General features: G+C 70.3%; 12 protein-coding genes. 5 read left to right on the forward strand and 7 right to left on the reverse strand.

Annotated elements, in window-relative coordinates:
• Positions 1–69: 69 nt before the first annotated feature.
• From OHU34_RS16325 to OHU34_RS16340, 4 genes are all read right to left on the reverse strand, one after another.
• Positions 70–3,786, reverse strand: a complete 3,717-nt coding sequence (locus OHU34_RS16325) for a LamG domain-containing protein (protein ID WP_230194832.1) — start codon at positions 3,784–3,786, stop codon at positions 70–72.
• Between the two features lie 232 nt (positions 3,787–4,018).
• On the reverse strand, positions 4,019–4,510 hold the full coding sequence (locus OHU34_RS16330; protein ID WP_230194833.1) for a hypothetical protein: 492 nt from the start codon (positions 4,508–4,510) through the stop codon (positions 4,019–4,021).
• Positions 4,511–4,565: 55 nt separating this feature from the next.
• On the reverse strand, positions 4,566–5,120 hold the full coding sequence (locus tag OHU34_RS16335; protein WP_405766943.1) for a hypothetical protein: 555 nt from the start codon (positions 5,118–5,120) through the stop codon (positions 4,566–4,568).
• Between the two features lie 144 nt (positions 5,121–5,264).
• Positions 5,265–6,872, reverse strand: a complete 1,608-nt coding sequence (locus OHU34_RS16340; RefSeq protein WP_405772274.1) for a beta-N-acetylhexosaminidase — start codon at positions 6,870–6,872, stop codon at positions 5,265–5,267.
• A gap of 249 nt (positions 6,873–7,121) precedes the next feature.
• Between OHU34_RS16340 and OHU34_RS16345 the strand changes: the two genes are divergently transcribed.
• The 5 genes from OHU34_RS16345 to OHU34_RS16365 all read left to right on the forward strand — a co-directional run bounded on the left by OHU34_RS16345 (position 7,122) and on the right by OHU34_RS16365 (position 11,344).
• A complete protein-coding gene (locus OHU34_RS16345; RefSeq protein ID WP_200839780.1) occupies positions 7,122–7,661 on the forward strand; it encodes a 2-oxo-4-hydroxy-4-carboxy-5-ureidoimidazoline decarboxylase in 540 nt (179 codons plus the stop codon).
• Between the two features lie 265 nt (positions 7,662–7,926).
• On the forward strand, positions 7,927–8,307 hold the full coding sequence (gene sdhC / locus OHU34_RS16350) for a succinate dehydrogenase, cytochrome b556 subunit (RefSeq protein WP_078615861.1): 381 nt from the start codon (positions 7,927–7,929) through the stop codon (positions 8,305–8,307).
• Between the two features lie 5 nt (positions 8,308–8,312).
• Positions 8,313–8,795, forward strand: a complete 483-nt coding sequence (locus OHU34_RS16355; RefSeq protein WP_020131047.1) for a succinate dehydrogenase hydrophobic membrane anchor subunit — start codon at positions 8,313–8,315, stop codon at positions 8,793–8,795.
• A 33-nt stretch (positions 8,796–8,828) separates the two neighbouring features.
• Positions 8,829–10,583, forward strand: coding sequence for a succinate dehydrogenase flavoprotein subunit (gene sdhA / locus OHU34_RS16360; protein ID WP_142265855.1), 1,755 nt, complete (start codon positions 8,829–8,831; stop codon positions 10,581–10,583).
• The gene (locus OHU34_RS16365) at positions 10,583–11,344 is read left to right on the forward strand and encodes a succinate dehydrogenase iron-sulfur subunit (protein ID WP_020131049.1); all 762 of its coding nucleotides are present in this window, start codon (positions 10,583–10,585) and stop codon (positions 11,342–11,344) included. The genes sdhA and OHU34_RS16365 overlap by 1 nt, the downstream gene beginning before the upstream one ends.
• 85 nt (positions 11,345–11,429) lie before the next feature.
• Here OHU34_RS16365 and OHU34_RS16370 read toward each other — a convergent pair whose 3' ends face one another.
• The 3 genes from OHU34_RS16370 to OHU34_RS16380 form a co-directional block, all read right to left on the reverse strand.
• Positions 11,430–11,693, reverse strand: coding sequence for a TM2 domain-containing protein (locus OHU34_RS16370; protein WP_142265854.1), 264 nt, complete (start codon positions 11,691–11,693; stop codon positions 11,430–11,432).
• A gap of 235 nt (positions 11,694–11,928) precedes the next feature.
• Complete coding sequence (locus OHU34_RS16375) at positions 11,929–12,348, reverse strand: DUF2752 domain-containing protein (protein WP_142265853.1); 420 nt, start codon at positions 12,346–12,348, stop codon at positions 11,929–11,931.
• Positions 12,341–12,886 carry a TM2 domain-containing protein gene (locus OHU34_RS16380; protein WP_142265852.1) on the reverse strand — a complete coding sequence of 182 codons (546 nt, stop codon included), beginning with the start codon at positions 12,884–12,886 and terminating at the stop codon, positions 12,341–12,343. The genes OHU34_RS16375 and OHU34_RS16380 overlap by 8 nt, the downstream gene beginning before the upstream one ends.
• Between the last annotated feature and the right edge of the window lie 114 nt (positions 12,887–13,000).

Consider the following 13,000-nt stretch of genomic DNA (forward strand, 5'->3'; position numbering starts at 1 on the left):
TGAGGGGTGTGGGACGGGCGGGACGCGCGCGGGCGCCCGGAGGGAAGCCCCTCCGGACGCCCCGGGGGGTCAGTCCCCGACCCGGGCGTCGATCTGGTCGCCGCTCGCCATCGCGCCCGCCCACAGCCGTACGTCGTGGACCCGGGCCGGCAGGTAGTGCTGCCAGGCACCGGCGGCGTAGCCCTTGCCGACGGCGAAGTCGCCGGCGCCGAGCTGCACGGAGTAGGCGAGGTCGTCGCCGTTCTGGTTGTGGCCGAGGTAGAGGCTGATCGTCCCGTAGAGGGAGTCGTAGACGCCGGTCAGCCGGACTTCGCTGTCCAGCGCGGCGACCTGGTCGGAGACCACCGAGGACCAGGTGCCGCCCGCGTTGCGGCGGCCGAAGTGCCACTTGCCGACGGGCTTGACGACCTCCTCCATGGTCTCCTCGTCGAGGACCGGGTCCTTGCCGGTCAGCTCGAACCAGAAGCCCCACGACGAACCGTCGGCGGTGCGCTGGCCCATCACCTGTCCGATGTAGCCGACGTCCTTGGACAGCAGCTTCTGCGTGTCCAGTGCGACGAGGGTCGACACGGTGAACGGGGCGTGGTCGTAGACCAGCGGCCCGGGCGCGGTCGCCGCGTCGTCGACGCCGTCCAGGGTGATCGCTTCGCCGTCGAGCGTCGCGCCGCCGGAGAGCGTGAGGGTGCGGCCGTAACCGGAGGTGGTGTCGGCCAGGGCGGTGCCGGTCTTCCCGGCCGGATCCCAGTCGGCGACCAGCTCGACGCCGGCGTAGCCCTGGGAGATCAGCTGGAGCGTCTCGTCGGCGACCTCGCGCTGGCTCAGCTTGCGCTGCCAGACGGCGACCTCGTCGATGCTGCCCGGGAAGTAGTACGTGGCGTTTCCGCTGGGGAGCTCGTAGCGGCCGATCTGGAGCGGCCCGCTGGAGGCCCAGGAGGCGGCGCCGGTCATCAGAGGGGCACCCTGGACCCGGCCGTCGACGTAGAAGACCAGCTCGCCGGTGGCGGGGTCGTAGCTGCCCGCGAGATGGGTCCACACCCCGATTTCGGCGGTGTACGACGAGTACACGCCGCTGAGGGTGGTTCCGTCGGGCTTGAGGACGCCGAAGTACCACTTGTTGTTGCTGGTCGAGTACCACAGCACGAACGGGTTGCCGTTCGCGCCGCGCTGCCCGAGCACGGAGGCGTTCTTGTCCTTGCGGTCCAGGCGCACCCAGGCCGAGACGGTGTACGCCGAGCGGGTCTCCAGGGCGGGGCCGCCCGCGGTCTGCGCGTAGTCGTCGACGCCGTCCAGGAGCAGGCCCTTGTCGGTCACCGGTTCGGCCAGGGGGACGCCCTGGGCGTCATGGGTGACCAGACCGCGGCGGCCGCGGTCGTCTCGGACGGCGCCGCCGTTCAGGGTGGCATCGTGCCGGGTCGTGCCGCTGACCGTGGCGGAGTCCACCGCCACACCGCTCGCCTCGTCGAAGTGCCAGCGGCCCACCGGCCCCTGGCCCTGTGCGACCAGGAAGTCGACGGAGGCCTGCGCGCCGGGCCGGCCGGTGCCGACATTGTCCCGGGCACGCGCCTGAAGGGTGTAGGTGCCCGATCGGGCGGGGGTGAGAGTCACCGTGAGCGGTGAACCCGCCTTGGGGACGGTCCACTTGGTGTCGGTGGACCACTTGTACTCGTAGGAGGCGACGTTCTTGTCGGCGGCGTCGGGGCTGAAGGTGAAGCTGCCGGGGACGCCCGGACCGCCTTGCGCCGCACAGTCGTTGGTCGTGCACGGGGTGTACGGGGCGCCGAGCTTGATCTGCGGCGCCTTGGGCGCGGTCGGGTCGACCTTGAAGTAACACCAGCCCGTGGTGGTCGCGTTGGACGGGCCGGACAGGTAGTCGGCGTCCTTGTTGTAGTAGGAGCGCACCCACGCCCGCAGCCGGTAGAGCTTGCCCTCGCTGAGCGCCGACCAGTTCATGGTGACCTTGCGGCCGTCGCCCACGAAGCCGGTCGTCGGCCAGGTGTCGGCCACGGTCACCGGAGAGTCGGCCCAGGTGTTGTCGGCGTCGTTGCGCTGGTCGACGTCGAAGGCGACGCGCAGGTGGGCGTCGTCCTCGCCGCCCGCCTTGGTCTGGGCGGTGGCCTGGAGCGGTGGCGTCGGGTCGGAGAGGACCAGCGGGTCGGCGGCGTCCTTCTCGCAGACGGACGTGGTGCCGACGGTCAGACCGACCGAGGTGGGCTTGTCGGGCACGCCGACGAAGTCGACGGCGAGCACCGCGTCGTTCTTGAACCGCTTCCAGGCGGCGGTGTCGGACTCGTCGTGCGCCTTGATCTCGAGGGTGAGCCGGGAGAACTTGCCGGCCGCGAAGTCGCGGACGGTCGGGGTGAGGTTCTCGTTGGTCTCCTCGGGGTTGTCGTTGAACTCGATGGGCGCGTCCGGGGAGTCGGGGTCGCACAGCGAGCCGCGGCCGGCCGAGACGTTCCGGTCGCCCATGAGGTCACGCTCGGTGGGGCGGGAGGTCCAGGTGGTGGAGGAGGAGATGTTGTCGGTGCGCACCAGGTCGACCCAGCGCGGGCTGCACTGGAACGCCCACGGCTCGGTGACGCGGAAGGTGGCGTCGAGGACCTGCTTGCCCTTCAGGCTGGCCGGCGAGAACTCGAAGTACAGCTTCTGCACATAGCCGGGTCCGCAGTAGTAGTTGCTCCAGACACCGCACTTGCCGGCGCCCTTGCCGAGATCGTCGTCCCCGTTGCTCCAGCCGTAGGACTCGTAGCCGTCACTGCGCAGCAGCGTGCGCTCGGACTCGCCCCAGGTGACGGTCGGGTCGATGAACAGCGGATAGGCGGCGGAGTCGGTGCCGCTCAGCATCGCGGGGTCCGGGACGACCGCGAGCGTGTCCTTGCCGACCTGGACGTCCATCCGGGCGACGGCGTCGCCCTGGCCGGGCTCGAGGCCGGTGCCGGAGGGCGCGGTCTCGGCGGGGTCGGCGGGTGTCGTCGGCGCGGCGGATGCCGGCCCGGCCGGGGCGGCCAGGGCGCTCTTGGTCTTCGCGCCCGCGGCACCGGCCTTCGCGCCCGCGGCGCCGGCCTTGGTCCCGGTGCGTCCCCCCGAGTCCCACATACGGGCGGGCGGCGCCTTGAACACCGTGCGGCCGTCGTCGTCCACGGCGGTCAGGTTTCCCGCCGCGCCCTCGCGGACGTCCAGTCCGTCGGCCTTCAGGCCGAAGGCGAGCTTCTTCAGTGCGGGGTTCCTCGCCGCGGCCGGGCTGTTCACCACCAGCACGTGCTGGAAGCTCTCGGGCGTCGCCGTGACCTTCAGGTCCACACCGGGCAGCACCTCGCGGTACAGGGCGCTCGCGCCGTCCAGCTCGGGCTCGGGCAGCCGGCCCGGCCAGGTGAGCTCCAGCGAGCGGCCGCTCTCGGCGATCCGGGCCAGGGGCGCGTCGGCGCCGCCCCCGGAGAACGTCATCTCGGCCGCGCCGGCCTTCGGCCCGACCGTGCCGTCGGCGTTGCGTCGCAGCGTCGCGTCCGGAGCGGTCCAGCCGCCGCCGGGCCGGGCCACCCGCACCGGGACGGCCGACTCCTCCAACGTGAAGGTGTATCCGTCCGGGTTGGCGAACACCGTCGTGCGCTCGGACCGTTGTCCGGCGACCTCCACGCGTTCGCCGGACTCCTTCGCGACTGCCAGCGCCCGCTTCGCCTCCGACTGCCCGGCGGAGTCCCCGGGTTCGGCCGCGGCGGCCTTCGGTGCCCCCGAGAGGGGCGTCACCAGCGCCGAGACCAGGGCGATCAGTACGCCTGTCGTCGGCAGCACGGCACGTCCCGCGCGTCTTTTCCTCACACCGTTCTCACGATGCGCCCACCCGTGCACGCGAACCCTCACCCTTTTCTCATGTGAATCTCACAAACGGGCAGAGTCAACGCGGCTGGTGATCAAGAAGTCAACGCCGGACGATCACGTTTGAGTCAAAACCCGTCAACCGAGGACCGATTGACGCATCTTCAGGCAGGTTTGCGTCCGCTCGGGACGCCGGACCGGGCAGCTCTCAACCGCGCGAACGGAACCGGGAGCCGGCCGCGCCCCCGCTCATCGCGTCCCGGCACAGCAGGCGGAGCGAACCGTGGCCGCCGAAGCAGCGGCGGGACTCGTCGAGGGGTTCCCAGAGACGGCCGTCGGGGGTGCGGACCCAGTGGTCACCGGCGGAGCCCCACCACTCGGCGCCGGTCTGCCGGACGATCACCTCGCCGGCGTAGGCGCCGAACCCGCGCAGCACGTTCGCCACCGCGGCGTGCGGCGAGCCCTCGCGCCGCAGCTCCTCGATCAGGCGGTCGACGCGCCACAGGCTCTGCGCGGAGTGGTCGAGATGGGGCCGGATGCCGTCGGGCGCGGCCGCCACCGCCTCCGCCGCCCACCGCACGGGCTTCGCGGCGGCGGAGGGACGGGGCGGCTGCTCGGTCCGGTCGCTCTGGCCGCTCTGGTCGGTCGTCCTACGCGTCACATCAGGAAGAGCGAGGTCGGCGCGCGTTGCGTCACTCATGTTCGGGGCCGTTCCGAGACCGGTGCAGGACCGCCCCACATCCCCCGCACTCCGCTCACTTACGTCCACGAGCCCGCCGCGAGACCACCGCGCGCAGCACCCGGCGCCCCTCCGTGGACACCTCCAGGGCACGGCGCAGTCCGCCCGCGCCATGACCGGCGAGCACCTCCAGGACGGTGACCTGGCGGCGCAGCTCGGCGGCGACGAGGGGGGACATGCCCTCCGTACGGCCTTCCCGGCGGGAGTCGACCGGGGAGGCGTCCTCGGCCGGGTCGAGGAGGCGGTGGATCTGGAGCGAGGCGACGGAGCAGGCGTCGGCCCAGAGCCGCACCTCGGCGGCGGAGCGGCTCCCCGGTGCGGCGGCCAGCATCCGGCGGGCCAGCAGCTCGGCCTCGTCGCCCTCCTCCGCGGCCGACGCCAGCTTGCCGCGCGCCTGTTCCAGCAGTTCGCCCCAGTCGGCGGTGCCGGAGTCCTCCGTGAGGGTGCCCCACAGCGGTCGCAGGATCTCGTCGTCACCCCCGAGCAGGGGTATGCACCGATCCAAACAAGCCAGCCCACTGGCAGCCAGTCCGCGTTCGTCGGCCTGAGCGATCAGTTCCACCAGGCTCATCCATGCCCCCTCACCCCAGGGCACCGCCCTTACGGAGCCCGCACTTCCCCTTACTGCGTGCGACAGGCCAGGAGTATCACAGGAGGGTTTTTCAGCCAACCCTCAGCGGCTCGGCAATCGTTCGCCGCACGGCCGGGAGCCCGCTCAACCGAGCTGGTTCGCCAGGGCCTTGAACTGCGTCCAGGTCAGTGATGGGGTCCCGGCGTCCCACAGCTTCTGTGAGGTGGCTCGCAGCGGCATCCGGATGCCGGCCGCGATCTGGTCCTGGGTCTGCGAGTTCGAGAGGTCGCACCACACCGAGAAGGAGCCGCCGAGGATCTGGGCGTCGTACTTCGCGGGGACCGGCGTCGTGCCGCGCAGCACCCTCGGGGTCCACTGCTCGTAGATCCGCTTCCCGGTCGGATAGACGAAGTCGTTCGGTTCGCCGAGGACGTAGTACAGGTACTCGTCGTTGTAGTTGAGCATCTTGAGCCCGGCGCTCAGGTACTCGACCGGCGGCCGCGCGCCGATCTCCTTGCCGGTCCAGTAGGCGACCACGAGGTCGGAGGCCGGCTTGACCGACGTGCCGCGGAAGAAGCCGTCGTTCCACACCCGCATGGTGCGGTCGTGGGCGCGGACGGTGTCGGCGCGGTCGTTGAGCCAGCCGGTGGTGAGGTCGGCGACGCCCGCGCCGGAGCCGTACCGGGCCGTCGCGGCGGAAGCGAGCTGAGGGTAGGAGACCGCCGGGTTCGAGACCGTCAGGGCCTGGTACTCGTCGCCGCCGAGGTGCCAGTAGGCGCCGGGGAAGACGTCGGCGTACTCGTCCAGCAGGTCGTCGAGGAGGTCCGCGGACTCGTCCTTGGAGATGTCGATCGCCCCGCGGGTCGCCACCCCGCTCGCGTTGCGCAGCTGGAGCTCGGGATGGGCGGCGAGGACGGCGCCCAGGTGTCCCGGTGAGTCGATCTCGGGCACGACGGTGATGTGCCGGCTCGCCGCGAGGTCGACGATCTTCTTCACCTCGGCCTTGGTGAGGTGCTGGGCGGAGACGATCTCCGGGTGGCTGTCGGACTCGATCCGGAAGGCCTGGTCGTCGGAGAAGTGCAGGCCGAGCTGGTTGTACTTGAGATCGCCGAGCTCGCGCACCCGGTCCTCGATCCAGGCGGCGGTGAAGTGCTTGCGCGCGATGTCCAGCGTGAACCCGCGCTGCGGCTTGGCCGGCTGGTCCCGTACGACGCCCTCCGGCGCCGTACCGCCGGCGTGCACCTCCTGCTTGAGGGTGCGCGTGCCGTAGAAGACGCCCGCGTCGGAGGGCGCGCTGATGGTGACCCGCCCGCCGCGCACAGTCATGGTGTACGACTCCGGGTTCGCGCCCTCGTCGTCGTTGAGCGCCAGCCGCAGATCCCCGGCGCGCACGTCGTCCTTCTCCCCGGCGTACGTCAGCCCCAGCTCGCCGGCGACCAGCCGCCCCTCGTCGGCGAGGCCCGCGTCGCTCACCACCACCCGGCGGGTGGACCGCGGCTTCCACCCGGGGCCGCGCGCCGGGGTGTGGGCATTGACGGCGGGGATGGTGCGGGGGGTGGTGGAGAGGGCGTAGGAGCGGGTGGGCGTCGGGGTCGGGGCCTGCGCGGCGGCGGCGCCGGTGTCACCCGCGCCGGGTGTCCTCGCGGCGGCCTGCCGGGAGGCGGCCGATCCGGCCGGTGTCGTGCCGTCGTCGTCCGACGAGGCCCACACGCCGAGCCCGACACCGAGCGCGGCGACCAGGGCGCCCGCCATCACTGCCCGCGCCGCGACCTGCTGGTGCGGCTTCCTCTGCGGCGCCCGGCGCCGATGCCTGTGCCTGCTCACTCCGCCCACCGTACGACTCCCGGCCGCCCGAAGCGCGTCGAGCCCGTGGTGACGGAGTCCACGACACATTCCGAAACTCTCTCGTTCGGGTGAAATTCAGTCATCGGTCAGACACGTCCTGACCGCTCTCGATAACGTGTCGACACACCTTTCACTGCATCCCCTGCCACAACACACGTGACGCGAGGATCCACGCTGCCTGCGCACCGTCTTTCCCCTCCCTCCGGCTGCCTCGCCATACCGGCGCAGACCCGGACCTCACCCGCACCTCTGCCGGACGGTTTCAACACCGCTCCCGCCGCCGAGGCGCACCGCACCCTCCTCGCCTGCCTCCACAGCCTCCGCTGGGCCCGCCGGATCGCCGACCACCGCCCGTATCCGACGCTCGACGCCCTGCTGGCCGCCTCCGACGAGGCCGCGTACGACCTGAGCCCGGCCGATCTGGCGGAGGCCCTGGCGGCGGAGTCCCTGCCCGGCCTGCCCGCGGACGCGTACGGAGCGGCGCACATGGCACTGGACGCGGCCCACGCGGCCTACGAGGCCCGATTCGGACACGCGTTCGTCATCTGCCTCGACGGTGTTCCCCGGGAGGAGTCCCTGGACCACGTCCTGGAGGGCATCCGGTCACGATTGACGAACGATCCCGAGGACGAACGGGTAGTGGCGGCGGAGGAACTCCGGAGACTGGCGAGGCAACGGCTGACGCGGCTCGCCTGAGGGGCGCGCAGCGGTGACCGGGCGGCTCCGCCGCAGGACGTAACCGGCCGGCCCGGCGCCCCATCCGGACCCAAACGGGACACTCCACCCCAGATGCCGCAACGCTCACCCATCTGCGTGCCACTTTGATCACACAGGTAGGCCCGACGTAAGCCGAGCGCCCGTGCCTCGCTACGATGCTGGGGGCCGGTGGACCGTACCCGGCCGGGCCCGTCCGACACCCCAAGCCGGCAGGCCCCAATCCCCGCTCCCGGAGGGTTCTTCCGTGCCGGCTGGAACGCTGTACCGCGGCCGGGAAGGAATGTGGTCCTGGGTGGCTCATCGAGTCACCGGCGTCCTCATCTTCTTCTTCCTGTTCGTTCACGTGCTGGACACCGCCCTCGTGCGTGTCTCCCCCGAGGACTACGACAAGGTCGTAGCCACCTACAAGACGCCGGTCGTGGCGCTGCTGGAGTACGGCCTCGTGGCCGCCATCCTCTTCCACGCGCTCAACGGCCTGCGCGTCATCGCCGTCGACTTCTGGTCGAAGGGCCCGCGCTACCAGAAGCAGATGCTCTGGAGTGTCGTGGGCCTGTGGCTGCTGCTGATGCTCGGGGCGATCTACCCCGTGCTCGGCCACGCCGCTCGTGAACTGTTCGGGAGCTGAGACCGATGGCCACCACTGAAACCACCGCGGCCGGGATCGGCCCCGTCGAGGGCGGCTCCGTCTACGACGTGGACAACCCCGCGCCCTTCATCGAGCCCCCGCGCCGGCGCACCAAGAAGACCCCCAGGTCCACCCGGGGCAACTTCGAGATGGGCGCCTGGCTGTTCATGCGCCTGTCCGGCGTCGTACTGGTCGTCCTGGTCCTGGGTCACCTGCTGATCCAGCTCGTCCTGGACGGCGGCGTCTCCAAGATCGGCTTCGCCTTCGTGGCCGGCCGCTGGGCCTCCCCGTTCTGGCAGGTCTGGGACCTGCTGATGCTGTGGCTCGCCATGCTGCACGGGACGAACGGCCTGCGCACGGTCATCAACGACTACGCGGAGCGCGCGAACACCCGGCTGTGGCTGAAGGGCCTGCTCTACACCGCCGCGGTGTTCACCATCCTGCTGGGCACGCTGGTGATCTTCACCTTCGACCCGAACATCCGCTAGGCGCACGGGACCGAGGGACTGAGAGAAACACTCATGAAGATCCACAAGTACGACACAGTCATCGTCGGCGCCGGCGGCGCCGGTATGCGCGCCGCGATCGAGTCGACGAAGCGCAGCCGCACCGCCGTGCTGACCAAGCTCTACCCCACCCGCTCCCACACGGGCGCCGCGCAGGGCGGCATGGCCGCCGCGCTGGCCAACGTGGAGGAGGACAACTGGGAGTGGCACACCTTCGACACGGTCAAGGGTGGTGACTACCTGGTCGACCAGGACGCCGCCGAGATCCTGGCGAAGGAGGCCATCGACTCGGTCCTCGACCTGGAGAAGATGGGCCTGCCGTTCAACCGGACGCCCAACGGCACGATCGACCAGCGCCGCTTCGGCGGTCACAGCCGCAACCACGGCGAGGCCCCGGTCCGCCGGTCCTGCTACGCGGCCGACCGCACCGGTCACATGATCCTCCAGACGCTGTACCAGAACTGCGTGAAGGAGGGCGTGGAGTTCTACAACGAGTTCTACGTCCTCGACCAGCTGATCACCGAGGTCGACGGTGTGAAGCGGTCCGCGGGTGTGGTCGCGTACGAGCTGGCGACCGGCGAGATCCACGTCTTCCAGGCGAAGGCCGTCATCTACGCCTCCGGCGGCACCGGCAAGTTCTTCAAGGTGACCTCGAACGCGCACACGCTGACGGGTGACGGCCAGGCGGCCGTGTACCGGCGCGGGCTGCCGCTGGAGGACATGGAGTTCTTCCAGTTCCACCCGACCGGCATCTGGCGCATGGGCATCCTGCTGACGGAGGGCGCCCGCGGTGAGGGCGGCATCCTCCGCAACAAGGACGGCGAGCGCTTCATGGAGAAGTACGCGCCGGTCATGAAGGACCTGGCGTCGCGTGACGTCGTGTCCCGCTCGATCTACACGGAGATCCGGGAAGGCCGCGGCTGCGGCCCCGAGGGCGACCACGTCTACCTGGACCTCACCCACCTCCCGCCGGAGCAGCTCGACGCGAAGCTCCCGGACATCACGGAGTTCGCGCGCACGTACCTCGGCATCGAGCCGTACACGGACCCGATCCCGATCCAGCCCACCGCGCACTACGCCATGGGCGGCATCCCGACGAACGTCCAGGGCGAGGTCCTCAGCGACAACACCACGGTCGTCCCGGGCCTGTACGCGGCCGGCGAGGTCGCCTGTGTGTCGGTGCACGGCGCGAACCGTCTGGGCACCAACTCGCTGCTGGACATCAACGTGTTCGGCAAGCGGGCGGGCATCGCCGCCGCCGAGTACTCGCAGAAGGCGGAGTACGTCGAGCTGCCGGAGAACCCCGCGCAGCAGGTGATCGACCAGGTGGAGCACCTGCGCTCGTCCACCGGCACCGAGCGGGTGGCGGAGCTGCGCCGCGAGCTCCAGGAGACCATGGACGCGAACGTCATGGTGTTCCGCACCGAGCAGACGATCAAGACGGCGGTGGAGAAGCTCGCCGAGCTGCGCGAGCGCTACCGGAACATCTCGATCCAGGACAAGGGCCGACGGTTCAACACGGACCTGCTGGAGGCCATCGAGCTGGGCAACCTGCTCGACCTGGCCGAGGTCATGGCGGTGTCGGCGCTGGCCCGCAAGGAGTCCCGCGGCGGTCACTACCGCGAGGACTACCCGAACCGCGACGACGTCAACTTCATGCGCCACACCATGGCGTACCGCGAGGTCGGCGACGACGGCACCGAGTCCATCCGTCTCGACTACAAGCCGGTCGTCCAGACCCGCTACCAGCCGATGGAGCGTAAGTACTGATGGCAACTCCCGTTCTGGACAAGGTCGAGGCGGAGTCCGCGGCCTCTCCGTACATCACGGTCACCTTCCGGGTCCGCCGGTTCAACCCGGAGGTCTCGGCGGAAGCCGTCTGGCAGGACTTCACGCTGGAGATCGACCCGAAGGAGCGCGTCCTCGACGGTCTCCACAAGATCAAGTGGGACGTCGACGGCACGCTGACCTTCCGGCGCTCCTGCGCCCACGGCATCTGCGGTTCGGACGCGATGCGGATCAACGGCAAGAACCGCCTCGCGTGCAAGACGCTGATCAAGGACATCAACCCCGAGAAGCCGATCACGGTCGAGCCCATAAAGGGCCTGACGGTCCTGAAGGACCTGGTCGTCGACATGGAGCCGTTCTTCCAGGCGTACCGGGACGTCATGCCCTTCCTCATCACGAAGGACACGAACGAGCCCACGCGTGAGCGCTTCCAGACCGCCGAGGACCGCGAGCGGTTCGACGACACGACGAAGTGCATCCTCTGCGCGGCGTGCACGTCGTCCTGCCCGGTGTTCTGGAACGACGGCCAGTACTTCGGTCCGGCCGCGATCGTGAACGCCCACCGCTTCATCTTCGACTCGCGCGACGAGGCGGGTGAGCAGCGCCTGGAGATCCTGAACGACAAGGACGGCGTCTGGCGCTGCCGTACGACGTTCAACTGCACGGACGCCTGCCCGCGCGGTATCGAGGTCACGAAGGCGATCCAGGAGGTGAAGCGAGCGCTGATCACGCGCCGCTTCTGAGCCTTCCGGCTCGCCGGCTTTCCGCACACGGCGAGGGCCCCGCTCCTTGAAGGAGCGGGGCCCTCGCCGTGTTGCCGCGCCGGTGTCAGCCGCGCAGGACGCGACCCTGCTTGTCGGTGCGGTCGTTGCTCGTGAGGAACAGGATGCCGTCGACCAGCGCCCAGATGCCGAGGCCGCCGCAGGTGAAGAGCTGGGCGACGCCCACGCCGACGGAGCCGACGTAGAAGCGTCCGATGCCGAGGGTGCCCAGGAAGAGCTGGAGGATACCGGCGACGATCTTGGACTTGTCGGAGTACGGACGACCAAGCGGGTCGACCCCGTAGGGGGCCTGCGGGGTGGGGACGGTCATGAGAACTGCTCCTGAAATGCCTGCGGGAGGCCGGTGCGGCCTGCTCCGAAATGGGGAGTCCAGGAGGCACGCGACGCGACAACCACACGCGTCGACCGACGTCGACCGATCTCGACCCACGCCCTCGCACGGCTCCGCCATGCCAGGACGTCCCCCCTGTGACTGGTGAGCCTAGAGAAAACAGAGGGTAAAAAGGGAGTACAAATGATCCATCGTTCCTGATCCGTGATCAAAATCAGTCAACTACGTTCCGGAGCACCGTCCACGCCACCGCGACACCGAGGACGAGCGTCAAAGCCCTTGGCCCCAGGCGCGGATGCCAGGTGCGGCCGTGGAGGCCCGCCCACATCCAGCGGACCAGCAGCGCGAGCGCGTACGGCGAGGCGAGCAGCAGGACACGGTTGTCGAGCCAGGCCTGCGTGAAGTGACCGTGCATCAGGTCGTACACCATGCGGGTGCCGCCGCAGGCGGGGCAGAGCTGCCCGGTGACGAGCCGGAACGGGCATCGCGGGAGCCAGTGGCCGGGCTGGTGCGGGTCGGTGACGTAGAGATACGCGGAGCCGGCCGCGCCGGCGGCGAGCACCACGAGGGGAGCCGCCGCCGGGTGCCGCAGCGCGGCCGAACACCTCGCGGAGAGGCGCTCCGCGTCAGCCACGCAGGATCCGCCCGTTGGAGTCGGTCTTGTCGTCGCTGACCAGCAGGATGATGCCGTCGATCAGCGCCCAGATGCCGAGGCCGCCGCAGGTGAAGAGCTGGGCGAGGCCGATGCCGACGTCACCCATGTAGAACCGGCCGACACCGAAGCTGCCCAGGGTGAGCTGGAGCACGCCCGCGACGATCTTCGACTTCTCGGAGTAGGGGCGGCCCATGAGGTCGTACCCGTAGGGGGCCTGGGGGTCGCCGGTGAAGGTGCCGGGAGGTATGTAGCCGCCGGCGGGATAGCCGGGGCCCGGGTACCCGGGGTGGGCGTAGCCCGGGTACGGCTGGCCGGGCTGGGGATAGCCGTAGGGGCCGGGGCCCGGCTGTCCGGGAACCGCGTCCTGCGGGCCGCCCGGACCCCCGGGACCGCCGACGGGGTACCCGTAGCCGGGCGGGGGCGGCTGCGGAGGCTGCTGGGGCCCCTGGGGCTGCGGAGGCTGCTGGGGCCCCTGGGGCTGCTGAGGCTCTTGGGGCTGCTGTGGCGTTTCGGACAAGGTGAGTTCCCCCGAGGTCTGGTGATCGGATCATCCGCAGATGAGACGAGTGCGGATGAGTGCAGAACATCTTGCAGCAGAAAACCCGCCACGCGGAGACCGGGGTGCTCTTGA

Origin of the sequence: Streptomyces sp. NBC_00080 (assembly GCF_045041255.1) — a bacterium.
In the GTDB taxonomy this organism is placed as follows: Bacteria; Actinomycetota; Actinomycetes; order Streptomycetales; family Streptomycetaceae; genus Streptomyces; species Streptomyces coriariae.

Bases quoted from the DNA above. Each gene is read 5' to 3' on its own strand.
- OHU34_RS16370 (WP_142265854.1), bottom strand. From the start codon at position 11,693: ATGACCGTCCCCACCCCGCAGGCCCCCTACGGGGTCGACCCGCTTGGT.
- OHU34_RS16365 (WP_020131049.1), top strand. From the start codon at position 10,583: ATGGCAACTCCCGTTCTGGACAAGGTCGAGGCGGAGTCCGCGGCCTCT.
- OHU34_RS16340 (WP_405772274.1), bottom strand. From the start codon at position 6,872: ATGGCGGGCGCCCTGGTCGCCGCGCTCGGTGTCGGGCTCGGCGTGTGG.
- OHU34_RS16335 (WP_405766943.1), bottom strand. From the start codon at position 5,120: ATGAGCCTGGTGGAACTGATCGCTCAGGCCGACGAACGCGGACTGGCT.
- OHU34_RS16330 (WP_230194833.1), bottom strand. From the start codon at position 4,510: ATGAGTGACGCAACGCGCGCCGACCTCGCTCTTCCTGATGTGACGCGT.
- OHU34_RS16355 (WP_020131047.1), top strand. From the start codon at position 8,313: ATGGCCACCACTGAAACCACCGCGGCCGGGATCGGCCCCGTCGAGGGC.
- sdhA (WP_142265855.1), top strand. From the start codon at position 8,829: ATGAAGATCCACAAGTACGACACAGTCATCGTCGGCGCCGGCGGCGCC.